We start from the raw sequence: 25,444 nt of genomic DNA, 5'->3' as shown, positions 1-25,444 counted from the left end.
GCTACATTCCTTCGCCCTAATCATTTAGTAGGTCTAAGCTCATGGTGTCTCATTCATGTACTGGCACTCTATAATTCTAATAATTTTGAGTATCGGAAGGGATGTAGTAAGGAATATTGTAAATGATTAAAAATGAAGTGCATGAGGTCAACGCCGCAAGTACGTCGAATCCCAAAAACCTAGATATAGTGATATATGGTCATAGTATTGCTGCTTTTGTATCTGCTCTGACAATTCATAACACACTTGCAGATCAAGTGTCGCTTTCACTGATATTACCTGCAGACCAAGCGCATAGTGATTTGTTGTATGGTGGTACAACTGCGCCTGATGCTTATAACCTTCATTTGGCTATGGATATTTCTGAGCCAGAGTTACTGCAACAAACTAATTCAAGTTTTTCGTTTGGTACCTATTATAAAAATTGGACTGGAGAAAAATTTGACTGGGTGCAAGCGTTTAGTTTGCCGTTTACTTCGCAGTACAGTATGGACTTCCATCAGGTCCTGTTAAAGCATGAACAAAACTTGCAAGATTACTTGGTGGGTGCCCAATCTGTATTGCATGAAAAGTTTGCTCATCCACCGCAAAATCAACCAGCTTCACCATTGTCTAGAGCTGAATATGGCTATAATTTTGATTATCAAAACTATGCACTGTTTTTGCTAAATAAGATTAAGCAGAGAAAAATAAAACTGATTCAATCAGATCTTTTAGACGTCAAAGTTGCGAATGAGCATATTACTAGCTTGCGACTAGATGATGACTCGAGTATTGAGGCTGATTTATTCATTGATTGTTCGGGCACTGACGCTAAATTAATGAGCGCTTTAGGCGTGAAAAAATCCGTGCATTCGCACATAAACCTGTCGTTATTAACTAACGAAAATGACACACAGATGAAACCATGTAACATAGTTTCAGGTCATGCTGATTCTTGGCAGTCGACGCTTTATTTACAAAATTCTAGTCAGATATTACAGGCTGTTAATGTTAAAGATACGTCGGCAGATAATAAAATCTCTGCCAACACCATTGCATCAATTAGCGCTGATATTGGTGAAAAAGAGCAAGCTTGGGTAGGTAATTGTGTTGCAATCAGCCTGAGTGCAGCTGTTCTTGAGCCATTTTCAAATGCACCGTTTAGATTGCTTAAGCTTGATGTCGAACGCCTTCTAGTGCTAATTCCACTCTCGAATAATATGCGCCTTGAACAAAAAGAGTACAATCGGCGCTATCGGTTAGACGTTCAACACGGCAGACTATTTAACTTGGCATTGGCCGATACAAGGCATTTTTTACAACATGAGCATGCCACGAAAAATCAGTTTCTTGCTAGTGATGATGCCAGTGATACGCAGGCATTACTTGACAGAAAATTAGCACAATATTTGCACCGTGGATTAATGGTTTCCTACGACTATGAGCCTTTTAATACCGAAGACTGGGTAATACTTCACTTTGGTATGCAGCGTTTTCCAAGACGCCTCGATAGTTTATGCGACAACATCGACAATTCAGATGTTAAACAACATTTATTACAGTCAAAAAATGCAATAGCAGCTATGGTGCCCAAAATGCCATCCTGTTCACTATATACACAAAAGTTTTTGAATTATTTAAAGAGGCAGTCATGAATCAGTCATCACCCAATCGTATCCGAAAAATTGTTATCGCTGGTGGCGGAACAGCAGGTTGGATGTCTGCAGCGGCACTTTCAAGCATGCTAAGGGCTGATGACGTACAAATTGTACTGGTAGAATCTGAAGAAATAGGAACGATTGGTGTAGGCGAAGCGACCATTCCGGATATTATAAGCTTCAATCGTATGTTGGGCATTGATGAAGCGGAGTTTTTAAAAGCTACCAACGGGACTTTTAAGTTGGGCATAGAGTTTAGAGACTGGGGTAAAATTGGCGACAAATACTTCCATCCATTTGGTAACCACGGCGCAGACATGAACGGTATTGATTTTCATCAATATTGGCTACATACCAGGCTAGCTGGTAACACCAATAATTTAGAAGAATACAGCATGTGTGCGGTAGCCGCTAAAAGTATGAAGTTTGCACTACCTAACGATAATCCTCGCTCGCTTTTATCGCAAATTGGTTATGCTTACCATTTTGATGCCACTGCATACGCTTTGTTTTTAAGAAACTACGCCCAAAAGCGTGGCGTAATAAGAATAGAAGGGCGTATCGATCAAATTTTACTTAATGAGCAAACTGAAAATATTTCTGCACTTGTTATGCAAAACAATGAGCGTGTTGAGGGTGATTTCTTTTTTGATTGCACGGGTTTTAAATCTAAGTTATTAGGCGAAACACTGGGCGTACCTTTTCACGATTGGTCAAAGTGGCTGCCATGCAACAGTGCTCAAGCGGTTCCAAGTGAACGGCGGGGTGAATTACTCCCTTACACTAAGTCGATGGCCAAAACTGCTGGTTGGCAATGGCGTATTCCGACTCAGCATAGAACTGGAAATGGCCACATATATAGCACTGATTTTATGGATGATCAGCAAGCTAGCGATGTTCTAATGCAAGGGCTTGATGCTCCTGCACTTTCTGACCCACGTACCCTAAGATTTACCACAGGGTGTAGAGATAAATTCTGGCACAAAAACTGTGTGGCAATTGGTCTTGCTAGTGGTTTTTTAGAACCTTTAGAGTCGACTTCTATTTTCTTAATTCAACAGGGGATCAGCCGTTTTATTTCGTTATATCCGTCTTTAACCCCCGCCGCTAAGGTAGTAGAAGAATATAACCGTTTAATGACTCGTGAATTTCATCAGGTTAGAGATTTTATTATATTGCATTACAAAGCGACACAACGCACAGACAGCGAATTTTGGCGCTATTGTAAAAACATGTCGATACCTGACTCTCTGCAACACAAAATGGAATTATTTCAGTGCGCTGGACGAGTATTCAGAGATGACCACGAGTTATTCTCAACGTCTAGCTGGGTAGCCGTGATGATGGGACAAAACATCTACCCCGAAACAGCTGAACCCATGTTGCTTGGGGTGCCGATACAAAACATTGAAAAGAGCTTACAAAGTATGCAACGAGCAATGCAGCAAACAAGCTTAAAAATGCCAACACATGCCGAGTTTATAAAAAACTATGCTAGCTCTTCGATTTAAATTCTAATTTTAAACAGGTAATTTTATGCAAGGTATGGATGTTAAAGATATCGTCATAGTCGGTGGTGGAACTGCAGGGTGGATGTCAGCTGCAGGCATGTCGAAACTACTCGGTAGTAAAAAAATAAATATACGAGTAATCGAATCTGAATCGATAGGCACAGTAGGGGTGGGTGAAGCCACCGTCCCGCATATCCAGTATTTTAATCGGCTGTTAGGCATTGATGAAAATAGTTTTATTAAAAAAACAAATGCGACCTTCAAATACGGGATAGAATTTGTTGACTGGCATAAAATTGGTGAGTCTTATTTTCATTCATTTGGCCCTTATGGTATGGATATGGAAGGTATTCATTTTCATCATATGTGGTTACGCCAACAAAAATCGGGTACTGCCAAACCTATCGACGAATTTAATCTACAGATTCAAGCAGCCAAGGCAGGCAAATTCATGCGTGCACGCACTGAGTTGCAGGGTAGTCCATTAAGTGCGCTTTCGTACGCGTTTCAATTTGACGCGGCATTATATGCTGCGTTTTTACGAGATTTTTCCGAAAATAATGGAGTTACTAGAACCGAAGGTAAAATTGTTAACGTCACCCAAGCAGCAAGCACTGGCCATATTGAATCGGTCACATTGGAAGATGGCGAATGTATTAAAGGTGACTTGTTTATTGATTGTTCAGGCTTTAAGGGATTATTGATTGAGGAAACGTTAAAGACGGGGTATGAAGATTGGTCACATTATTTACCCTGTGACAGTGCAGTCACGCGCCTGAGCGAACGTATGGCCGAGCTTCCTCCATATACCCGTTCGACGGCTAAAACTGCAGGTTGGCAGTGGCGTATTCCACTACAATCGAGAACGGGAAATGGCTATGTATACTCAAGCCAATTTTTAAGTGATAACGACGCAATAGAAAGCTTAAATAAAGACCTTGATACCAAGCCAATCTCTGAACCGCGCAAGCTGAAGTTTAAAACGGGTATTAGAAAGCAGCCGTGGAACAAAAATGTGGTCTCGATAGGTCTTGCTGCTGGTTTTTTAGAGCCTCTTGAGTCAACATCGATTCACTTAATACAAACGGCTATTGCAAGGTTAATGACTAACTTCCCAGATAAGTTATTTAATCAAGCCGATATTGATTTCTATAACGCGTCCACTCATAAGGAATACGTGCAGGTTAGAGATTTATTGATTTTGCACTATAAAGCCACTACGCGTAACGACAGCCCGTTCTGGAACTATGTGCGGGAAATGGATATACCTTTGTCTTTAGAGAAGCGCATCGCTATTTATAAGGAAAATGCGCGCTTGTACAGTGAAGACAAAGAGTTTTTTAATCATAGTAGCTGGTTTGCGATATTTAATGGTCAAGGTATTCACCCTCAACGTTATCATCCTATCGCCAATTTGTTAGAAGAAAAAGAGATGGAAAGGCGTATGACAGAAATTCATACCGTGACACAAAAATGCTTAAACATCATGCCATCGCATGAAGATTTTTTAGCGAAGCTACCTTAGTTTTTCAAATTGGGTTTCAAAGAACTTGCATCCTTACCGGGTACCTAGCGAGAATGTTTATTTAAGATACAGTGAAAACTATATAGTTTCGAACTGAGCAACGGAAAAGTAATTACTATGCATCGTGTGAGTGGTTAGATATTAAATACTTAACCGAAAATAAGGTGAATTGATGTATTTAAGGAGTACTGCAGGTTACTTGATTTGTCTGGTACCGCTTTTAGTACCGCTAAAAAGATAAATCAAACATAATAATATTGATATTCAGCAGACATAAAAAAACCAGAAGTCTTTATTACTAAAGAGTTTCTGGTTTTTTTAGGTTCTAAGAACCCTGATTTGGTGCCGCTACTGGACTCGTCTCTGGCTGATATCTTATTGTTAATTATAAGTTTTGTAGTGTTGTATTTTTATCGGTACTACCTTTGGTACTACTAAAAAGTAAAGTCACTCTATTTTTATGTTAGATTTTAGCTGTTTTGTAATGTTTACAAAATGGATAATCAAAGCTTAAAGCACAAGTAAATATTATTACAATAATTTTCTTCTGCAATTAGAAATATTCTAAGTGGTTAAATTACTCGAAGCTAGATATTACAGCGTTATATACCCTCAGGTCATTATAATTTAATCTGTTGTTTTATTTAATTTATCAGTCAGTTAGTATGGCTATTCAGATAAAAAGGATTTATATGGCTAACTTTAAGCAGTTTCTACCTAAAGATGAATATTTCATTGAGTACATGGCAAGAGTTTTTCAATCTTCAAATATAAATATATTACTTGGTTCGGGTGCTTCCAATCCCGCTATTTCAGTAGCTGGTGATATTGAGTCTAAGCTACAAGAGCTATATGATAAAGGTGATATAGAAGGTGCCTTGGAGTTGGAATATGACTTTATTGGTAAAGTACAAGAACCTACAAATCGATTAATTCATGGTTTCCCTATTTTTGAGCCAGTTCTACCATTGTTGACTAGTGAAAAAACTCAACAGGTTGTTACTAACAGGCCATATCAACCAACAGAAAATGTGCCATTAAGTATTAAAGTAGAAAATGTACTAATTCAATATGAGACATTAGTTTCTCATTTACTGCTTATGTTACAACAACGAAAAACCCAACTATTACCCAAAAAAGTTAATATATTTACCACCAATTATGATCTTTTTGTTGAGAAAGCAGCGTTAAAACATAAAGGGGTTGTGCTTAACGATGGTTTTCAGAATAGATCTTCACTGTGTAATGAGTATCAGTATGATACAAGAAGTTTTAGTCGTGTATTTTATGAATCAAGTGCAGTCTATGACTATAAAGTTGAATTACCTGTTTTAAACTTAATTAAAATGCATGGCTCTTTATCTTGGAAGTCTGGTAAAGAAAAAAAGAATAAAGATAAGATAGTTTATAATGTTGAACACAAGGGGATTTATGAAGATATTGATTTAGAGCAGAAAAAGAAACTGGTAGATGAGTACACTTTAATATTTCCTAAGAAAGAGAAATTCAAAACAGTGTTATTAAACCATACATATTATGATTTAATGCGCCTCTACTCTAATGAGCTTGATAAAGAGCAAACAACTCTCGTTGCCTTTGGTTTTTCCTTTGCTGATGAACACATTTTAGATCTTACCAAAAGAGCATTAAGAAATTCTACTTTAAAAATTATGATATTTGCTTATGATGAAGCAGCCTCACAGAGCTTGATTCAAATATTTGACCGATATAATAATGTTGATATTATTTTCCCTGAAAAGAACGAAACACTTTGTTTTGAACAATTTAATGAAGCTATTAGCTGTTATTTAAGTGTTGAGAGGTCATCTTGAATAATCAAGTAATGGATTCAGTACTAAAGGTAGGCGAAGTTTGCGAAGTCCAAGGGCGAGTTATTTCTGTAAGAGTTGATAAAAATAAAAACCTTTCAGAGTTATTTTACAACGGTACAATTATTAAAAATGTTTCGGTTGGCAGCTTTATAGAGATCCGAAAAGGCTTTATTAGCCTTATTGGTAAAGTTGAAGGTGAAAAAATAATAGAAGACAAAAATAAACCTTATTCATCAAATGAAACTATCGCTACTTATCAACGTTTTCTAACTATTTCATTATCAGGCTTTATTAACCGAAAGAATAAATTTATTGGTGGTTCAACTGAATTACCTCTAATAGGTAATGAAGCTTACGTACTAACTTCTGATAAAATTAAAATAATTCATAATATTGGTGATGTTAAAGAAAATAAATCGATAAATATAGCTGAAACTCATTCAGATAATCTTTTAATATCATTACCTATTGATGGGTTAATGAATACTCATATGGCTATTTTTGGTAATACAGGGAGTGGGAAATCTAATACATTAACATCTATTTATAAAGCCGCTTATTCAACTATTGAGGGTCAATTAGGTAAGTCAAACTTTATTGAAAAATGTAAGTTTTTACTTTTTGACTTTAATGGTGAATATACGGCAGATACTTGTATTACAGAGAATAAACACGTTTATGATTTGAAAACTAGCGGTAAAGGAGGTTCTCGTATTCCTCTATCAGGTAAAGGGATATTGGATCTTGAAGTATTATCAATAATATGTGAAGCAACAGAAAAAACTCAAAAACCATTTTTAGATAGGGCACTAAAAAAATATAGTAAAGTTAAAGGTGCCCAAGATCCAAATGAGTATACTAGAAATATTTTAAATTCACAGCTAACCAATCTTTTAGTTATATCTGATAAAGCGAAATTTTATACTATTATAAATTATTTCCACTCCATTCTTCAATGCGATGATGATATAGCCAAAGATTTAGAAATGTACTCTTCTGGTAATGTAAAAGTTAATGCTCAAAATACAACTAATAATGGCTGGGTAAATAATACTAATAGCGATAACATACATAAAACTACACTCGCTAATTTTATAAGTAAGTTCTCGCTCGGTAATAATGATTTTGATAACTTTTTAACTTTTATTTACATTCAGCTAGTGGAAGATTTAATTTTTGATAAAGCTGTTAATGAGCATGTCCGACCTGTTATAGGCAAGATAAAACAAAAGCAAAAATATCTTGATAAAGTATTAGATTTTTCAGGCGCGGATAAAGACTTTTGGAACGGAGGTAACTTTGTTGTAATCTCTTTAGATAAAACAAATACTGACATTAAAAAGCTAATACCACTTCTTGTTGCTAAGACTGAGTATGATAAGAAAAAAGGTTCTCGTAATAACACCTCACTAAATATTATTATAGATGAGGCGCATAATATTCTTTCAAATGAATCATTTAGAGAAACGGAGAGCTGGAAAGATCACAGGCTAGAAACATTTGAGGAAATAATCAAAGAAGGTAGGAAGTTTGGAGTTTTTTTAACAATATCTAGTCAAAGACCTAACGATATTTCGAATACAATAACGTCGCAAGCACATAACTACTTTATCCATAGGTTAGTTAATGAACGTGATCTAAGCGCTATATCTAAAGCTGTTTCATACATCGATAAAATAACTGAAGAATCCATACCTACATTGCCAACGGGAGTTTGTATTTTTAGTGGTATCTCTACTCAAATTCCATTGAAACTTAAAATAAAAGAACTTAACGAAGTTGATCAACCCAATAGCAAAACATTTAAGTTTTTCCTTTAACTAATTAAATAATGCTAAGTTGATTAAGCGATTACCTTTTCCTATGAGGTGTTAACTGGTACAGTTTGTTGTGTCTGAATTTTGAACAAAAGGAACTTGGATGGCAGAGCCGTATTCACCAAAGCAATTTTTTAGAAATGTGTACAATATATTTTTGCTTCAATACTTCGAAAAAAACAAGATTGATTTCCCTTTAGATCTTTATGCAATAAAGGAAAATAATGCAGATACTATTTTTGAAGCATTTTTAACTTTAAGTGATGATACCCGCCATAGAATAGATTCAGACTTTCAAAAAGTTCATGCTTTAGCCACTGATGCTGGCATTATTTCATTAATTGAAGAAGCTAAAGAATTTGTAAACCACCAGTTTATTGATAGTTTACAAGCAATTTCTGGTTTACATGGTAAAGCAATGTGGGCGTTCCTTGATAGCCCTGAATATTGGCAAGGTGCGTCAATGTTATATCAAACTAGAATCATCCCTTCATCTTATTGGACAAAAATAAATCAACTTCCAATATTAGAACAACATTTTAGTGATAACGATATTGAATTGTTAGCTCAAGCGATAGGTGAATATTTTTTTAAGAATGAAGGACGTGGTAAACAGTGTAAAATTGATCACTATAAACGGGGAAAAAATGATTACTTTTTTGCTTTCCCTGAAGACTTTGCCAAAACAGCTATAGAGTGGGTTGATAATGACTTACAAAGTTTACCGCATCAAATGGCCTTTGAAATAGTTTTTGTATATTGTGAACACACGGCAACATTAGATTTATATGCAAGGAAAAACGCTAAAAACATTCCTCATTTACAAGAGCTTTTTGCTTTATATATTTTAAAAGCTAAATTAACTAACTTTACTCCCTACGTTGAAAATAAAAGCTATGATCTTGAACCTATTTTTGAAGCTGGCTTTGAGTTTGATATTCCCAATGAATCAGATATTTATACAGTTCAAATATTATCAGCAGAGCTTACATGTAAAAATAACCCTTCAAGCCATGTAACAGTGTGTATATCCCCAGATAAAAATAAAGACGCTGTACGTGATAGATTGTTAAAAATACGCTTTCAAACTGAATATATTAGTGCCGTAAAGTTAAAAGTATTTTTTAAGCCTAATGCTATGAGAACGAAACCAGCTAAAGTTGTATCAATATCAATGCCTGATAAATGTAACTTAGGCTGTAGTGATGACGATATATTAATTAGTGAAATTTTAGCCGCTTCAGGCATTGAAGCACTGCCATTAAACTTGAGCTTACCATGCATGTAGATCAAGTTTTATTATTGCTATTAAACTCGCTAACGCTAAAGAGCCATAAGCTTGTTTTAAGTTGCTTTTCGGTTAACTTATGGCAAGAGCAAGCATTTACCTTAATGCTGGACAATAAGCTGATAACGCCAATTTCAACAGCAAAGAACATTCAATGCAGATATTGTGAAAAAAATTGTACTCTTGATGTAATACCACATTCATACCCTAATAAAACTCGTTATTATGCTGTTTGCGAAGATCCAATTATGCATGAGCAAGTGGGACGAATGACAATACCGCCTGAACAGCTTAAACAGTGGCAAATAAGCATTAAACAACTGGCGGTACTTATTGCTGAATTATTGGGTTTATCTTCTGATATTAGCTATAAAGCTGATCAAAAGAGCATTTCACTAGGTGCGTTATCAAGTAAAGCAGGGCGTAAAAGTGTTGTTTTAAATGTTGAACCGCTAACACTGGTTGTTAATCAAAGTATATTACCTATTAATGAGCTTTTATATTTTGAAGGTGACAAGCTTTTGCTTGATAGAGATAAAATAGAACATGCGCTCAATATTAAACAACCGCCAGCCACTAAAAATTACAGTCCAAATATTGATAAAAAAGAATTACGAAAAGCTAAAACTCAAGCCATGTATCAAAGCTGGCAAGAAGAGTACGAAAAGCTTCAACGTGAAAACCCTCATAAACCAAATCAACCTAAAAAAACTAAAGGCTGGTACGCTTATCAAATATCAAAAATGCCTATTGCACAGGGCGGAAGTGCTGCAAATATCACAAGAATTTTAAAAAATTAACGAAAGTTAGGGGAAAACTTTCCCCCGACAGAACACACCATCCTTTATGCTCTAGCGCCAAAAAAAACAATTCAGCTAAAAAAACATAAATTATTAAAGCCATGTTAAACGTGGCTTGCGTGTGTTTAATGCCCGCATTATATCCCCTAAATCCCCCCGTTAAGCTCTCGGTTCATTCATTGCACAACTAAGAGTACTTAACATGTCTAACAAAATTAATCGTTTACCAGTAGTAATAGATAAAACAGGTTTATCACGTAGCAGTATTTATTTACGCATGAGCAAGGGAGAATTTCCGCAAAGTATATCATTAGGGGATCGTGCCATTGGTTGGCTTGAAGCCGATATAGAACAATGGCTAGAAGATAAAATAGCAGCTAGTAAAAGCGCAGAGGCTTAATTATGAATAGCCTGAACTTAGTAATACTTAAACTTATGCGGTGCATGCAATGTTTACCGCTAGAGCTGTATTTTTTATTCATTATTCTCTGGGGGATTTATGGCTAAGCGATATAACCCAAACAAATGCAAAATTAACCGAAATTATTCAGTTAGTGAAATAGCCTTACTTTATGAGGTGCATAAAAGCACTGTTAAAACGTGGCTTAGAAGAGGGTTAAAGCGGATTGATAACCAACGACCGTATATTATTTTAGGTACTGATTTAAAACAGTTTATTAAAGACCTTAGATGTATTAATAAGCGCCCTTGTGAGTTAGGTGAAATCTATTGCATGAAATGCAGATCACCAAGGAATCCACTTCAAGATTCAACTGTTTTTGAAACGGAAAATTCAAGGTATGGACGGATAAAAGCAAGCTGCAATGTTTGTCATTCATCAATGAATAGATACTTTAAATTAACTGACTTAGGTGTATTACAGCGACATTTCGCGGTGATCTTACCGTTGCAACAAAAACGATTAGGTTAGTTGTTTAATAACCCCGTAAACAGTGCTTTAAATAATGAAGGTATCAGCATGACAAACCACAATATAAATAATGAAAGAATGAAGCGTAAATATTTTACTTTTATGAAGGAGGCAAAGCGTCATAGCGAAGCATCAATTGACTGTATTGCTAAAGCTATAATTCGCTTTGAACAATACAATAAATTTAAAGATTTTAAAGCCTTTCACTTTAATCAAGCGGTAGGGTTTAAAAATAACTTACTGACACAGAAAAGTTTAAAAACAGGTGAAAATTTAAGTAAATCTACAATCAATGGTACATGTAATCATTTAAAGGTTTTCTTTCAATGGCTGGCGCAACAAACAGGCTATAAATCACGTTTTAATTATACAGATGCTGATTACTTTAACCTGTCAGAAAAAGATACGCGAATTGCTGGAGCCAAACGTAAAAAACCCGTCGCGACACTAGAGCAAATAATTCATGTGCTCAATAATATGCCTAGTACTACAGACATTGAAAAACGGAATAGGGCGTTAATGGCATTTACTTTATTAACAGGGGCAAGAGATACGGCAATAACATCATTTAAAATTAAGCATGTTGATTTAGTCAATGGTTCAGTGTTTCAGGATGCAAGGGAAGTTAAAACCAAGTTTAGTAAGACATTCACTACTTACTTTTTTCCTGTAGGTGAATTGCCAGTTCAGATATTAACTGAGTGGGTAGAACACTTAAAAACAGAATTGTTATTTAGCCATGATGATCCGCTATTCCCTAAAACTAAAGTAGCCAATACCAACGATAAGAAGTTTAGTGCTTGTGGTTTATTAAAAGAACACTGGTCTACCGCTAACCCTATTCGTGAACTATTTAAACGTGCTTTTGAAAAGGCAGGGGTGCAATATTTTAACCCACATAGCTTTAGAGACACCTTAGTTAGAATAGGCGAGCAACTGTGCCAAAGCCCTGAAGAATTTAAAGCATGGAGCCAAAACTTAGGGCATGCTGGCGTATTAACTACTTTGTATAGTTATGGAGATGTGCCTGATTATAGGCAAGCAGAGTTGATTAAAAAACTTAATCAACCAAGGACTGATCAAAGCCCTGAAATGCAAATAGCATTTGAGAAAATGTTTAAAAAAATGATGGATAAATAATAGTAAAAAGACATTGCAGTTGCGTCCGTAACTGCAATGTCAAAATTATACGCTAAGGTGACATTAGCAATAAATATATTTGCCATATATTTTCTCATATTACTGAAAAGTTTACATAATCTAAATTTATGCACTTATCAACCATTCTCATATTGACACACTTCATCTTATCAATTAAGTTGACTTTTCTAGGCGCTAAATGTAAAGTTTAGCGGCGTCTATAGCTCAATTTGGTAGAGCGCATACGTCTCTGATGTATGAGGTTGTCGGTTCGATTCCGGCTAGACAAAATGCATTAGATTTAGTGTATTTTGTCTAGTTTGAATTGGAGCTTTAAGTGGCAAAAAAACCAAAAGTGATGTCCCCTCAAGAAATACATAAAATATTCGAAGCTCAAACTCAAAATGTAAAAGAACTCAATGGTGCTTGGAAGCATATTAATAGAACAATTAATGGTGCTTACCGTAATGACGACCTAATGCTAGTTGGCCTGCAGACAAGAATGCTAGGTTTAGTATTTAGTGCATATGCCGAAGCTACATTTTCTAAGTTAATCCACACTCCTTGTTGCTTTAACGGCCTAGAAATCAATCAAATCAAAGCTGCAGGAAAAAAAGATATAATCAAAGCTTGGCATGAAAGTGTTAAATTGGGTACAAGGAAAATATCATCAAAACGCTCAAGTCATATTCCCAATATTAAACAATCAATTAATAGGCTTATAGATACTTACATTAAAGAACCAAGTTTAATTCGAAATAAAGTTGCACATGGGCAGTGGAAAGTATCCTTAAATAGAGAAAATGATTCAATTAATACTGAAATGACTTCAAAGATAAACTCTTTGGATGTTGTTGAGTTATATAGGTATAAAGTGGCATTTGATAAGCTTAGCGCAATAGTTGAAGATATTATTGAATCGCCAAATAAAGCTCATTGGAAGTTTTACTGGGATCATGTTTCCAAATTTGAATCTGAACAGAATAAAATGTCTAGTTGGACAGTAGAAAAAAAAGATTGAACAAATGAAACTGAAGACTAGTTACTACAAACACGCATAAAAAATAATAATAGGTGTCGCGCAGTCGTCACCTTATTCGGCTGTTGGGAAAGCGGGAAAAAATACAGTTGGCTGTATTCTTTCCTCAACATTTTAGTCAAAAGAATTTCGTCCGTTAACAGGCTCGTTAGGCGAAACTCTATGTTAGTGTGCATTTAAAATTAAGGGAGTTTTATGGATTTATTCACACCTTTGGTAAAAGAAAGTCGGCTTCATCCATTATTCAAAAGGATAATTAGAGAGGAAAGTTATAAGCCTACAATGGCTGTTATTAACGAATGGTCAACAGGTCTTTTAGGTAGGAAACAAGAAGCAAATAAATTCATCAAAGAGTTTCAAACTACCTTTAACTCTTCTCTTTGGGAGTTATATCTTAATAAATCGTTTGTTGAACTAGGATTTGAGATCGACTATTCACACGAAAGTCCTGACTTTAATTTAAAGCACCCATCAGGAAAGTATATTAACGTAGAAGCAGTCACAGCTAATAATCAATCGAACGAAAGTGAAGAGTACTACACTCTAAAATCATTTAATGAGTCTGTTGCTATTGAAAATCAATATTTTTTAGACCAGTCAACCATAAAATTGATTGGAAAGATCAAAGACAAAAAAGACCTATTTATTGGCACAAAGAATAAAAAATATCCTTATTCATCGTCAGAGTGGGTTAAGGGTAATCCATTTGTAATTGCAGTGGCGCCATTTGATAACCATTTATCTTTCACGCAAAACAATATGGCTATCAATAGAGTACTTTATGGCATAAACCCACCTACAGGTAAAAGCCCGAGTGAAATGGTAAGTGAAAAAATAACCCATATTATAAATCATAATGGCAAACGTATTGATTTAGGTATTTTTACAAATGATAGTTATAAAGAGATAAGTGCAGTTATTTTTTCCACTACAGGGATGTTCGGAAAAGCAGTTGTCCAAAGTGGTATTAGCAATTTTATTCGGGCAACTAAGTATAGACAAATGGAACGCTCTGTTTTTATAGAAACAGAAGGTGTAAAAAATCTAGGTACCTCACATACTCAGTTGGGTAAAGGTAATGATCTCTTTTCTATGCGATTTCCTGTTGGTGATTTAGTTTGTGGATCAGATATGCATTTATATGATTCGTCACACCATATAGAAAGTCATTTAGATGGTTTGCATGTTTATTACAATCCATTTGCAGAAATCCCCCTTGATAAAGAACTATTTTCTGCGTACGAATTAACACAAAATAACTATGATATTGAAAGTGGTGAAATGGTTTGTATGCACAATGATGGTTCCCTTGTATCAAGACAAACCTATACGTCATTTGCCTAACAAGGACATAAATCAGTTGGTTTTTTGTCCTTCGTCGCTTATTCTAGCCAACAATTTTAAGCCTGTTGTTTAGGCGTTGGTATACGAAACCTAATCTGAAGCATTATTTAGTGCTTATTATCTAATGTCTGCATAATGATCATACCGTTTTAAACAGTTTAATATTATTAGTTTTTGATATTTTACCCGTTGCTGCTCCTTCAATATGATCTGACCACCAACACATTAGTACGCGTCTACGTTCAAGGTATTCAGCACGATTATAAGCTCTACGTACTTCATTCTTATCTACATGGGATAGGGCGGCTTCTATAACGTCTGGATCATGGCCTTGTTCATTTAGCGTTGTACTAGCTAAAGCACGTAAGCCATGAGCCACCAATTTGTTTTTATAACCCATACGACTTAATGCTTTATTTGCTGATTCAACATTACAATGCTTGTGGTGATCGATATAAGAAGGGAATAAATGTTTTCTGTCTCCACTGAGTGGTTTTAATCGGGCTAATATTTCAATCGTTTGAGGTGTTAAAGGGACTTTGTGCTCTAGTCTCATTTTCATTCGTTCGGCTGGTATAGTCCAAAGCTTATTTTCAAAGTCTATCTCAGACCATTGAGCTTTAGCACTTTCACTAGGGCGGGTCATGGTATGCAATTGCCATTCGATTAAACACCGAGTTACTAGCTTAATACTAGCGTAGCTAATATCATTCATTAGCTTACCAAGTTCATTAGGTCTAATGGTTGCCATATTGGTAGCTTTGGCTGTTTGAAATGCGCTACGAATACCCGTTAAAGGGTTATGATGTAATATCCCCGTATTAACTGCATGATCCATTACATTGTTTAAGTGACCGATGATTTTACCCGTAGTTTCTAAGTTACCTTTTGCTGCCAACGGCTTTAATGCTTCAATAGCTTCAGGTGCTAAAATTTTATCTATTGGCCTGTGACCTAGTTTGGGGAACACATGGTTTTCAAACTTACGCCATAAGCTTTTAGCGGTATTTTCTGCAATAGTAGTCTTCTTAATGGCAAACCAATCGGTAGCGACACTTTTAAAGGTATTGCTGGCGTAGAGTAATTGTTCACGATGTTTATCGTCTTTATGTTCTTTAGGATCTATGTCTTTGGCTAAAAGCTCTCTTGCGGCTACACGTTTTTTTCTAGCTTCAGCTAATGAAACTTCAGGGTAAGTACCAAAGCCCATTGAACTACGCTTTTTAGTAATAGGCTTAAAGTAATCAAATAACCAAGACTTTGAGCCAGTCGGCTTAACTCTTAATTGTAAACCGCCACCGTCTGCGAGCTTATAAAGCTTATCTTTAGGTTTTGCTTGTTTTACTTCAGTGTTAGTAAGTGGAGTAACGCCTCTAGCCATTTTAGTAGTACCGCTTTGTTGTATTTTCAACTGGTACTACTGACAGTACTACTAAAAAGCGTGGATTTCAAAGAACGGCATAAAATAGCTTAGGACATAAAAAAACCCGAGAAGCTTAATATTAAAGGCTTTTCGGGTTCTTTTAGTGGGTTATTAAACCCTAATTTGGTGCTCGCTACTGGACTCGAACCAGTGACACCTTGCATGTCATGCAAGTACTCTAACCAACTGAGCTAAGCGAGCTTTTGTTTAAACAACTAACTATATAAGTTATATAGTGTGTTCGAACGAGGCGATATGTTAGCGAGGTGTTTTGTTAGTTGCAAGCAGTTTGTTGATTTCACATTAAAATATAGAGTTTAATGATTATTTAAGCAGCAACTTGCGCTAACGCTATACGGTTTTGTACTATTTTTAAGCGCCAGCCAAGTAATATAGCCGCTAACGTTAAACCTGTAATAAAGCCTACCCAAAAACCACCAGCGCCCATGCTTGGAATTATCCAATCTGTTAGGCCTAATATTAGCCCTACACTTAATCCTACTATCCAATATGAAAAGAAGGTGATGTATAAAATGGCTTGCGTGTCTTTGTATCCTCTTAAAGCGCCAGCTGAAATAACTTGTATGGCGTCTGAGAACTGAAATAGGGCAGCTAAAAACATTAAGCTCGATGCTAAGGTGATAACTTCTATATTGTTGGTGTAAATTTGTGATACTTGGGTGCGAAACATAAGTGTTAAGCCTGCGGTAAATACGGCAATAATCAAACCTAATATAATGGAGTACTTACAAAGTTCTTTAGCTTCTGCAAAGCTATTTTTACCAACAGCAAAGCCTACTTTAATCGTTACAGCCATACCTAAAGATAAAGGCACCATAAATACGATACTAGAGAAGTTAAGCGCTATTTGATGGCTTGATACAACTGTGGGCCCAAAGGGCGCTAAAATTATTGCTACTACAGCAAATAAGCTAACTTCAAATAATAACGACAGTGAAATAGGTACACCAATCGATAATATGTTTTTTATTTGTGACCAGCTAGGTGCATAAAACTTGGCGAATAACGGCGTATGAGCAAAAGCTTTGGCGAAGTAGGTGTATACCAAAGTACATACAAACATTAACCAATAAACTAGTGCTGTGGCTATACCACAACCTGCACCACCAAATGCAGGTACTCCAAATTCACCGTAAATAAAGATATAGTTCGCTGGAATGTTTACCAATAAGCCTATTAAGCTAATAATCATGGTGGGCTTGGTATGAGACAAACCTTCTGAGAAGTTACGTAATACTAGGTATAAGAAGTAACCTGGCGCTCCCCAAATGATGTAACTAAGGTAATCAAATATTAACGTTTTGAATGTAGGCTCTAGGTCTATGCTGTTTTGTGCTATTGGCGCAACAATAAAGAATAAGCCAATAAACAAGATACCTAAAATGGCAGCAATCCAACCTGTTTGATGAGTAGCTTTAACCGCGTCTTCAAACTTATTTGCACCAGCATACTGCGACACTATACTCGCGAGTGCCATGATTAACCCAAATACAGTTAATACAATAGGTAACCAAACGCTACTTGCTATGGCTACCGCAGCTAAATCTGTAGGACTTACTCTACCTGCCATTACCGTATCAGCAAAACCCATTAAGGTTTGCACTAGCTGTGCAATTAAAATGGGGTAAGCTAGTTTCATTAAGCTTTTAGTGCTTAGTACAAATTTGGTCACATTCATTTAGTGTTTATGTCTCGGTGCTTATGTTGTTGAGGTTGCTATTCGTATTTAATTAGGTGCCTTTTGAGGGGCTTATTTTAAAAGTTAATTCGCAAAAAGTAACTCGATAAAAGTACTATATTGTGAGTACTTATGTCTTGAACCTTATCTCTTTAAGAAGAGTTTGATATTATGCGAATTATAATAAATTTCATGGATCATATATGTTTACAGGTATTGTGCAATCTCAAGCTGAAGTTATTTCTATAAATACTGAAAATCAGTTAAGTCGATTAATGATTTCAGTAACGCCTTCTCTTGTTTCTCACTTAGAAATAGGCGCGAGCATTGCGATAAACGGTGTGTGTTTAACTGTGGTGGAATTCCACGAACACCTTGATAATGCTTACGCTATAGCGTTTGATGTGATCGCAGAAACGTTACGCGTTACAAGTTTAGGAGATTTATCTGTTGGCTCTTGGGTGAATATAGAGCGTTCATTAAAATTTGGCGATGAAATTGGTGGTCACATTGTTAGTGGGCACGTTCAATACAAATCTACCTTGATAAAAAAACAAGAAACACCTACAAATACGACTTTATATTTTGAATGTGCGGCCGCTTGGTTAAAGTACATTTTTGATAAAGGTTTTATTACCGTTAATGGCGCAAGCTTAACGGTTGGAAAAGTTGAAACTATGACGCTAGGTGGCATAGAGAAAAATTGTTTCAGTGTGCATTTAATTCCTGAAACGCTGAGCCGTACAAATTTAGGAAAACTGAATGTGAGTGATGCTGTGAATCTTGAATTTGATCAGCAAACTATCACTATTGTGAAAACAATCGAGCGCTTAAATCTAAGCCATTTAAACATCACACAATAAATTATGGAAAAAGAATGAAATTTACATTACTAACTGTGGTATTAAGTGCTGTTTCAATGTCGTGTGCTAATACGTCTACTTTACTTGAAACAGGCAATGCTTCAGAAACAAACAATAAAAGCGTTATTGCTAATGCTGCACAAATTAATTCAGCTGCTCCACATAGTGACAGCGTAGATTCAAACCTTAATGCTGACAGTGTTTCTGATAATGATCAGAACAGCAAAGAGATAGAAATTACGTTAGAGCAAATTATGTCTGATCCTGATTGGTTTGGTCGTCAGGCTGAATCTTGGTATTGGGGCGATAACAGCGATACCTTGTTTTATAAGCAAAAGCGCGAAGGTAATAATTTACGCGATTTATTTGTACAGCCTATTTCAGGTGCAAACAAAGGCGCTGAAAAAGTAAATTTAGCTGAGTTACATAAAGTGTTAGATCAAAATGCAGTGCTTAACGACGCTAAAACTCAAGAAGTGTATACCTTTGAGGGTAATGTGTTTGTTAAAACCTTAGCGACAGGCAATGTGCATCAGTTAACTTATACATCAGCTGTTGAAAGCGATGCTATGTTTTTAACAAACGGCGATGTGGCGTATAGAGTCGATAATGTTTTTTATCGTTTTGACAGTAAAAACAAACAAATTAAAGAACTCGCTAACATCGTGATGAACGAAGATAGTAGCCAAACGACTAAAGAAGATGGCTATTTAGCGAAAGAACAAAACAAGCTGATCCAATATGTGGCTTTGCAGGCGAAAAATGCTCAGTTAGAAAAAGACCAAAAGCGTGATTTTCGTGTAAATAATAAATCTATTACACAAACTAACTTTTACTTCAGTAAAGATTTAAAAGTTGTGCATGCGAGTTTATCGCCATCAGGCACTAAAATTCTGGTGAGTGTAACGGATAAAGACGACAGCATTTATGGTAAAGCTGAAAGCAGCGATGTAATGCTTAACTATATTTCTGATTCAGGTAATATTTCAATCATACCAGCACGCAGCCGAGTTTCAGCTAACAGCCAATATCATGAATATATGTATGTGCTTGATATTACCAATGGTACTAAAGAGTATTTAGCTTTTGATGCGCTACCAGGATTTAATGAAGATGTATTAGCGAGTGTGCGTAAAGAAAACTACAAAGCACAAGGGCATACCTACAAAAGTGAGAAGTCAGCGCGATACATTCATGTAATGGAAGCGAATAATCCTATTCAATGGAATAAAAACGGTGACAATGTCGCAGTTTTATTTGAAGCATGGGATAACAAAGACAGATGGTTAGCAACAATAGACTTTGATGCTAAGAAACTCGTTTCTCAACATAGATTACATGACAATGCTTGGATCAACTGGTCGTTTAATGAATTTGGTTGGTTAAACAAAGCATCAGTTGATACGGCACAAAGTAACGATGCTTTATATTATTTATCAGAAGAGTCGGGTTACTCGCATGTTTACGTTAAGCCATTAAACGGCAAGGCTAAGCAATTTACGTCAGGTAAGTTTGAGGTGAATGATGTAACTTTGGCTAGCGATGAGCAATCATTATTTTTCCGTGCGAATATCAAACATCCTGGCATATATGAGATTTATGAATTAGCTTTAGATTCAGCTGATATTACTCAGTTAACTGACTTAGGCGGCGATAACTATTATCAGTTAAGTCCTAATAACACTAAGTTACTTATTTCTCATTCAACTATTAATATGCCTCCTGAGCTTTATGTTGAAACAGTAGATGCTACTCCTGAAGCCACACGTTTAACGTATACGGTTTCAGAACAATTTTTAGCTATGCCTTGGTCTATGCCAAGTGTTGTGGCTATTGAATCTAGTCATCAAGCGGCGCCAGTTTATTCTAAAGTGTATTTACCTGAAGGTTATGATTCGTCTACAAGTAAAAATAAAGCTGTTATGTTTACTCATGGAGCCGGTTACTTACAAAACTCTCATTTAGGTTGGTCTGGTTATTTTAGAGAATATATGTTCCACAGCATGCTGGTTCAAAAAGGTTATGTTGTGATTGATATGGACTACAGAGCTTCAGCAGGTTACGGACGAGATTGGCGTACTGCGATTTATAGACACATGGGTAAGCCAGAAGTTGAAGATATGCGCGATGGCGTTAACTGGTTAGTAGATAATGCTAATGTAGATCGCAACCGTGTAGGTACTTATGGTGGCTCTTACGGCGGCTTTTTAACCTTAATGTCGATGTTTACCCAGCCTGATCTATTTCAGTCGGGTTCGGCTTTACGTTTAGTGTCTGACTGGGCTTATTATAATCATGGTTATACTTCTAATATTTTGAATACACCTTTTGATGATCCTATTGCTTACGAGCGTAGTTCACCGATTTATTTTGCTGAAGGGTTACAAAAGCCATTGTTGATTAATGCACCTATGATTGACGATAACGTGTTTTTTCAAGATACCGTGCGTTTGGTTCAACGTTTAATTGAGTTAGAGAAACAAGACTTTGAAACGGCGATATATCCTGTAGAGCCACATGGTTTTATACAACCAAGCTCTTGGTTAAATGAGTATCGTAGGATCTTCAAATTGTTTGAAACAACACTTTAAGCTGAACTTGAACTAAGTTTGCGTTAGCTTAACTTAGCTTTAAATAAAACAAAGAAGATTGAAACAAAGCAGCTGTAATGGCTGCTTTTTTATGAGCTTTGAAAAGTGCAGGTTTTTAAAGAGATGAAGCTGTAGAAGCATGAACTGAAAGAGGAATGAACCGAGTTATACTTTTCCTGATTTATAATAACGCAGTAAGCTAAACACGCCGATGAACATGCCACCAAACATTCCCCATAAATGCGCATCTATCGCTACATTGGCAGAGATAAGTGATGTAACACTGTCGCTGGCGCCATTAACTTGCTCGTGTATTACTTTACCAATAACCGCAATAAGTAAGATGAAGCCTGTTTTATCGTTATGCTCAATGTCTTTGATCGCTCCCCATATAAATATGCCATGTAAAACGCCAGACAAACCAACATATTGGGTAATTTCAGGTGAATATAAGTAAACACCAAAGCTTGTAGTGATCGCAGATACAACAAAAACTACTGAGTAATTGAGAAAGTTATAATATTGCCCATGTAATGCCCACAGTAAAACCACAGCGCTTATGTTTAACGCGTAGTGATTAAAATTAGTATGTAAAAAGTGCCCAGTAAAACCTCGCCAAAATTCACCTTGTATAAATAAATCTCGATTAAAAGGTAAAGCGTCTGAGTCGAAGAAAAAAGCTAAGGTCGATAAAACTATAACCAACAAAGGCAGGGCGACTTGATGCTTTTTTATAGGAAGTGATTTAATAGTGAGCATATAAAGTTTTTAGGTTCATTTTTAGTATTCTTTTTGTATGAATGAATACAGTAAGGGGAAATTAATTTGATAGTATACCTATTATATTTAAAATACGCCTGTGAATGAATGGGTGTTATGTGGAATTAAAGTACTAATACGATGAAACGACAATGTTGCAGTGTGTGTTTAAGGGCAAAAGTAGGTTGTATTTGTCATTTATTTACCGAAATTAATAATGAGATCCATGTTGTTGTGCTTCAGCATCCAACTGAAGTAAGCCAAACCAAAGGTACCGTAACTTTGTTGGCTAATTCATTAACAAATTGTGACATTATTATAGGTGAAAATTTTTCGGGCAACGAAGCCTTTGTTGATATTCTATCTCGCTATGAAAATGATATAGTACTTTTATATCCAAGTGAAAACGCTGAAGTTATTGCTTCAACTGAGTGTGATCCTTCGGTACAAGATTGTGCGGTATCAGATTCAAATACGCTTGATGCAGATAAAGCTAAAAAGCAGAACTCTGAGAACACTGAGAACAATAATGCACGCTCACCTAAGTGTATTATTTTGATCGATGGTACATGGAAGAAATCATATAAAATGTACATGCTAAATGAGGCTTTACACCATATTCCTCATTTAACATTACCTGATCATATTCAAGGTGATTACCGTATTAGAAAAACTCAAAAAGAGCAGGCTTTATCTTCATTAGAAGCCTGTACTTACGCGTTACTCTTATTAGAGAATGATGCAAATAAATACCAACCCTTACTCAATAGTTTTAGCCAGTTTAATGATTTTCAATTGTCGTTTAAGCCAAACAATTAGCTCATTAATCAAGTCGTTCATTAATAAGGAAAGTTATGATTTCACCATTTAAACAATCACTTATCGTTAGTGCGCTTTTCATGATCTCGTCATGTGGTAGCCATAGTGATTCAGCTCAAAACACCTCAGAAAGTTTAGCCACTCAGGTTGCACAAAATGTAGCAACAAAACTGGTTAGAGAAGATCGTGAGCCAGAAGCTGCAACAGGGTTAATTGAAAACAACGATGTATTTACCAAAAAATTTATGGTGTCTGCAGCAAATCCTTATGCAAGCCGAGCAGGATACAATGTATTAGCCAAAGGCGGCAGCGCTGTTGATGCAGCTATAGCTGTGCAATTAGTGCTAACGCTAGTTGAACCTCAGTCGTCAGGTATTGGTGGTGGAGCATTTATTTTACATTGGGATAAATCGAATAAAAATTTAACTACCTTTGACGGTAGAGAAACAGCACCTGAAGCTGCGACGTCTGATTTGTTTTTAGATGAAAATGGTGAAGCTGTTCCATGGATAAAAGCCGTAGTAGGTGGACGCTCTGTTGGTACACCAGGTGTTTTGGCTGCTTTATATAAAGCTCATCAACAATACGGAAAATTAGCTTGGAGCGAGTTGTTTGATGATGCAATTAAACTAGCAGAAGATGGTTTTATTGTTTCACCACGCTTAGCCAAGTTGATTGATTTAGCTTACAACCCTGGTGTGTTGAAATTACCTGAAATACATAATTACTTTTATCCTAATGGAGAAGCTATAAAAGCAGGGGACTTATTAAAGAATCCTAAGTTAGCAGCCGTGTACAAAAGCATTTCAGCTGAAGGTATTTCTGTTTTTTATGACGGGTGGATAGCGAAGAAGATTGTCGATAAAGTGCAAAATTCTGAAATTGCTCCAGGTCGTTTAGCGCTTAGTGATTTAAGCCGTTACAAACCTAATCAAGTTGATGCAGTATGTGGTGCTTATAAAATATATAACGTGTGTGGTATGGCTCCGCCGAGTTCGGGTGGTGTTGCTATTATTCAAATGTTAGGTGTTTTAAGTCATTTTGATTTAGCGAACCAAGCTCCAAATAGCATTGAAGCTCTACATTTATTTACGCAAAGTTCAAAGCTGGCGTTTGCTGATAGAGAAAAATATATTGCTGATCCCGCCTTCGCAGATATTCCTGTTGCTGGATTAATTGATGCGAGCTATTTAGCAGAGCGCGCTAAGTTAATTAGTTTAGATAAAGATATGGGCAAAGCCAAAGCAGGTGAACCAAAAGGTGCGCTAGCAATGGGGTTAGATAACGCTATTGAACGCCCGAATACGAGCCATGTTTCAATTATTGATGGCGAAGGTAACTCAATATCGATGACCACAAGCATCGAAATGGCTTTTGGCTCAGCGGTCATGGTTGAAGGTTTTATTCTAAACAACCAGTTAACTGATTTCTCATTATCACCAAAGCAAGATGGGAAGTGGGTAGCAAACCGAGTTGAAGCCTTTAAGCGTCCAAGAAGTTCAATGGCGCCAACTATGGTATTTGATCAAGACAATAACTTGAAATTAGTGATTGGCTCGCCAGGTGGTAGCAGAATTATCAACTATGTAGCCAAAGCTATTGTAGGTGTTTTAGATTGGGACTTGTCGTTACAAGAAGCGATTAACTTACCCAATGTTACTAATCGTAATGATACTACAACCCTTGAAAGAGGAACTTCGATAGAAGCCTTAGCACCTACTTTACAAGCGATGGGACACAAAGTTGCTATACGTGACTTAAATAGTGGTTTACATGGCATTAAAGTACTTGATAATGGATTACAAGGCGGAGCAGACCCTAGACGTGAAGGTAAAGTGTTAGGGCAGTAGTTTTGCTATTAGTTCATTTAAGCTAGTAATTTTCTAAACCAATAAAAAAAGCTCGAACATAGTGTTCGAGCTTTTTTGTATTTGGAAAACCTAAAAATAATTAATATTTAAAAAGGGTCTTTTAGGATCTTATCAATAATCCATTTATCATCAATTTGAACAAGGGATAAGCGTTTAACGTCTCTTACCTTATTTCCTAAGTAAGTACCTGAGAAGTATACTGTGATTGTTGCTGCGTCTTTAAATTGCTCTCGTACTTTAACGCCACTATCATCTGGAGATATTTCTACTTTATCAAACTGCATATTGAATAAATGTCTGCCCACGGCTTGGCTTGATTTGTAGTGCAGTATTATTCTAGATAATTTAGGTGCACATACACTGGCCGCTTTTTTAACATCTTTTTCATTATATAGCGCATCAAAAAAGGCAATGGTCACTAATTCAGGATTGTCGATAACGGTTATATCGTCTTTGTTTTGATTACATCCAGCAATTAATACGGTTAAACCTAATAGGATATATTTTATAAAACTCATAATGTCCTTATGGGAAATGAGAAGAAAGATAAAT

Annotated in this window: 20 protein-coding genes and 1 tRNA gene; 16 read left to right on the top strand and 5 right to left on the bottom strand. The window is 36.1% G+C overall.

Going from position 1 to position 25,444, the window contains the following annotated elements; all coding sequences use genetic code 11:
- Positions 1-122: 122 nt before the first annotated feature.
- The 12 genes from ACPUVN_RS08550 (at position 123) to ACPUVN_RS08495 (ending at position 14,867) form a co-directional block, all read left to right on the top strand.
- Entirely contained in the window at positions 123-1,637 is a 1,515-nt protein-coding gene (locus ACPUVN_RS08550) for a tryptophan 7-halogenase (protein WP_426370454.1), read from the top strand.
- Positions 1,634-3,151, top strand: a complete 1,518-nt coding sequence (locus ACPUVN_RS08545; RefSeq protein WP_426370453.1) for a tryptophan halogenase family protein — start codon at positions 1,634-1,636, stop codon at positions 3,149-3,151. Before ACPUVN_RS08550 ends, ACPUVN_RS08545 begins: the two co-directional genes overlap by 4 nt.
- Positions 3,152-3,176: 25 nt before the next feature.
- Positions 3,177-4,676: a tryptophan halogenase family protein gene (locus ACPUVN_RS08540; RefSeq protein ID WP_426357036.1), complete on the top strand. Its 1,500-nt coding sequence runs from the start codon at positions 3,177-3,179 to the stop codon at positions 4,674-4,676.
- A 692-nt stretch (positions 4,677-5,368) separates the two neighbouring features.
- Positions 5,369-6,508, top strand: a complete 1,140-nt coding sequence (locus ACPUVN_RS08535) for an SIR2 family protein (RefSeq protein ID WP_426370452.1) — start codon at positions 5,369-5,371, stop codon at positions 6,506-6,508.
- Positions 6,505-8,328, top strand: a complete 1,824-nt coding sequence (locus ACPUVN_RS08530) for an ATP-binding protein (RefSeq protein WP_426370451.1) — start codon at positions 6,505-6,507, stop codon at positions 8,326-8,328. Before ACPUVN_RS08535 ends, ACPUVN_RS08530 begins: the two co-directional genes overlap by 4 nt.
- Positions 8,329-8,428: 100 nt before the next feature.
- Complete coding sequence (locus ACPUVN_RS08525) at positions 8,429-9,613, top strand: hypothetical protein (protein WP_426370450.1); 1,185 nt, start codon at positions 8,429-8,431, stop codon at positions 9,611-9,613.
- On the top strand, positions 9,604-10,413 hold the full coding sequence (locus ACPUVN_RS08520; protein WP_426370449.1) for a hypothetical protein: 810 nt from the start codon (positions 9,604-9,606) through the stop codon (positions 10,411-10,413). The genes ACPUVN_RS08525 and ACPUVN_RS08520 overlap by 10 nt, the downstream gene beginning before the upstream one ends.
- Positions 10,414-10,615: 202 nt before the next feature.
- Entirely contained in the window at positions 10,616-10,813 is a 198-nt protein-coding gene (locus ACPUVN_RS08515; protein WP_426370448.1) for a helix-turn-helix transcriptional regulator, read from the top strand.
- A 333-nt stretch (positions 10,814-11,146) separates the two neighbouring features.
- The gene (locus ACPUVN_RS08510; RefSeq protein ID WP_426370447.1) at positions 11,147-11,344 is read left to right on the top strand and encodes a hypothetical protein; all 198 of its coding nucleotides are present in this window, start codon (positions 11,147-11,149) and stop codon (positions 11,342-11,344) included.
- Between the two features lie 48 nt (positions 11,345-11,392).
- Positions 11,393-12,484 (top strand): tyrosine-type recombinase/integrase, encoded by a 1,092-nt coding sequence (locus ACPUVN_RS08505; RefSeq protein WP_426370446.1) that lies wholly within the window; start codon positions 11,393-11,395, stop codon positions 12,482-12,484.
- Positions 12,485-12,821: 337 nt separating this feature from the next.
- The gene (locus ACPUVN_RS08500; protein WP_426370445.1) at positions 12,822-13,505 is read left to right on the top strand and encodes a hypothetical protein; all 684 of its coding nucleotides are present in this window, start codon (positions 12,822-12,824) and stop codon (positions 13,503-13,505) included.
- Between the two features lie 213 nt (positions 13,506-13,718).
- The gene (locus tag ACPUVN_RS08495; RefSeq protein WP_426370444.1) at positions 13,719-14,867 is read left to right on the top strand and encodes a hypothetical protein; all 1,149 of its coding nucleotides are present in this window, start codon (positions 13,719-13,721) and stop codon (positions 14,865-14,867) included.
- A gap of 139 nt (positions 14,868-15,006) precedes the next feature.
- On the opposite strand, the gene ACPUVN_RS08490 is transcribed toward ACPUVN_RS08495, so the two are convergent.
- From ACPUVN_RS08490 to ACPUVN_RS08480, 3 genes are all read right to left on the bottom strand, one after another.
- The gene (locus ACPUVN_RS08490; protein WP_426370562.1) at positions 15,007-16,248 is read right to left on the bottom strand and encodes an integrase domain-containing protein; all 1,242 of its coding nucleotides are present in this window, start codon (positions 16,246-16,248) and stop codon (positions 15,007-15,009) included.
- A gap of 166 nt (positions 16,249-16,414) precedes the next feature.
- Positions 16,415-16,491, bottom strand: a tRNA-Val gene (locus tag ACPUVN_RS08485).
- 127 nt (positions 16,492-16,618) lie between these two features.
- The gene (locus ACPUVN_RS08480; protein WP_426370443.1) at positions 16,619-17,950 is read right to left on the bottom strand and encodes an MATE family efflux transporter; all 1,332 of its coding nucleotides are present in this window, start codon (positions 17,948-17,950) and stop codon (positions 16,619-16,621) included.
- A 242-nt stretch (positions 17,951-18,192) separates the two neighbouring features.
- Between ACPUVN_RS08480 and ACPUVN_RS08475 the strand changes: the two genes are divergently transcribed.
- Entirely contained in the window at positions 18,193-18,852 is a 660-nt protein-coding gene (locus ACPUVN_RS08475) for a riboflavin synthase subunit alpha (protein ID WP_426357038.1), read from the top strand.
- 14 nt (positions 18,853-18,866) lie between these two features.
- Positions 18,867-21,443: a prolyl oligopeptidase family serine peptidase gene (locus ACPUVN_RS08470; protein WP_426370442.1), complete on the top strand. Its 2,577-nt coding sequence runs from the start codon at positions 18,867-18,869 to the stop codon at positions 21,441-21,443.
- A gap of 165 nt (positions 21,444-21,608) precedes the next feature.
- On the opposite strand, the gene rrtA is transcribed toward ACPUVN_RS08470, so the two are convergent.
- Positions 21,609-22,202 (bottom strand): rhombosortase, encoded by a 594-nt coding sequence (rrtA, locus tag ACPUVN_RS08465; RefSeq protein WP_426357040.1) that lies wholly within the window; start codon positions 22,200-22,202, stop codon positions 21,609-21,611.
- Positions 22,203-22,343: 141 nt separating this feature from the next.
- Between rrtA and ACPUVN_RS08460 the strand changes: the two genes are divergently transcribed.
- Both ACPUVN_RS08460 and ggt read left to right on the top strand, forming a co-directional pair.
- Complete coding sequence (locus ACPUVN_RS08460) at positions 22,344-23,021, top strand: tRNA-uridine aminocarboxypropyltransferase (RefSeq protein ID WP_426370441.1); 678 nt, start codon at positions 22,344-22,346, stop codon at positions 23,019-23,021.
- Positions 23,022-23,101: 80 nt separating this feature from the next.
- Positions 23,102-24,871: a gamma-glutamyltransferase gene (gene ggt, locus ACPUVN_RS08455; protein ID WP_426370561.1), complete on the top strand. Its 1,770-nt coding sequence runs from the start codon at positions 23,102-23,104 to the stop codon at positions 24,869-24,871.
- 107 nt (positions 24,872-24,978) lie between these two features.
- Here the strand turns inward: ggt and ACPUVN_RS08450 are convergent, their stop codons facing one another.
- Positions 24,979-25,410, bottom strand: a complete 432-nt coding sequence (locus ACPUVN_RS08450; protein ID WP_426357043.1) for a hypothetical protein — start codon at positions 25,408-25,410, stop codon at positions 24,979-24,981.
- Positions 25,411-25,444 lie beyond the last annotated feature (34 nt).

This window comes from Pseudocolwellia antarctica (assembly GCF_049933045.1).
Classification (GTDB): Bacteria; Pseudomonadota; Gammaproteobacteria; order Enterobacterales; family Alteromonadaceae; genus Pseudocolwellia.
This window is presented reverse-complemented; position numbering and strand designations above follow the sequence as displayed.

Coding starts and splice junctions, on each gene's coding strand:
- ACPUVN_RS08490 (WP_426370562.1), bottom strand. CDS start 16,248: ATGGCTAGAGGCGTTACTCCACTTACTAACACTGAAGTAAAACAAGCA.
- ACPUVN_RS08520 (WP_426370449.1), top strand. CDS start 9,604: ATGCATGTAGATCAAGTTTTATTATTGCTATTAAACTCGCTAACGCTA.
- ACPUVN_RS08470 (WP_426370442.1), top strand. CDS start 18,867: ATGAAATTTACATTACTAACTGTGGTATTAAGTGCTGTTTCAATGTCG.
- ACPUVN_RS08450 (WP_426357043.1), bottom strand. CDS start 25,410: ATGAGTTTTATAAAATATATCCTATTAGGTTTAACCGTATTAATTGCT.
- ACPUVN_RS08495 (WP_426370444.1), top strand. CDS start 13,719: ATGGATTTATTCACACCTTTGGTAAAAGAAAGTCGGCTTCATCCATTA.
- ACPUVN_RS08540 (WP_426357036.1), top strand. CDS start 3,177: ATGCAAGGTATGGATGTTAAAGATATCGTCATAGTCGGTGGTGGAACT.
- ACPUVN_RS08515 (WP_426370448.1), top strand. CDS start 10,616: ATGTCTAACAAAATTAATCGTTTACCAGTAGTAATAGATAAAACAGGT.
- ACPUVN_RS08480 (WP_426370443.1), bottom strand. CDS start 17,950: ATGAAACTAGCTTACCCCATTTTAATTGCACAGCTAGTGCAAACCTTA.
- ACPUVN_RS08550 (WP_426370454.1), top strand. CDS start 123: ATGATTAAAAATGAAGTGCATGAGGTCAACGCCGCAAGTACGTCGAAT.
- ACPUVN_RS08545 (WP_426370453.1), top strand. CDS start 1,634: ATGAATCAGTCATCACCCAATCGTATCCGAAAAATTGTTATCGCTGGT.
- ACPUVN_RS08460 (WP_426370441.1), top strand. CDS start 22,344: ATGAAACGACAATGTTGCAGTGTGTGTTTAAGGGCAAAAGTAGGTTGT.
- ggt (WP_426370561.1), top strand. CDS start 23,102: ATGATCTCGTCATGTGGTAGCCATAGTGATTCAGCTCAAAACACCTCA.
- ACPUVN_RS08525 (WP_426370450.1), top strand. CDS start 8,429: ATGGCAGAGCCGTATTCACCAAAGCAATTTTTTAGAAATGTGTACAAT.
- rrtA (WP_426357040.1), bottom strand. CDS start 22,202: ATGCTCACTATTAAATCACTTCCTATAAAAAAGCATCAAGTCGCCCTG.
- ACPUVN_RS08535 (WP_426370452.1), top strand. CDS start 5,369: ATGGCTAACTTTAAGCAGTTTCTACCTAAAGATGAATATTTCATTGAG.
- ACPUVN_RS08505 (WP_426370446.1), top strand. CDS start 11,393: ATGACAAACCACAATATAAATAATGAAAGAATGAAGCGTAAATATTTT.
- ACPUVN_RS08510 (WP_426370447.1), top strand. CDS start 11,147: ATGAAATGCAGATCACCAAGGAATCCACTTCAAGATTCAACTGTTTTT.
- ACPUVN_RS08475 (WP_426357038.1), top strand. CDS start 18,193: ATGTTTACAGGTATTGTGCAATCTCAAGCTGAAGTTATTTCTATAAAT.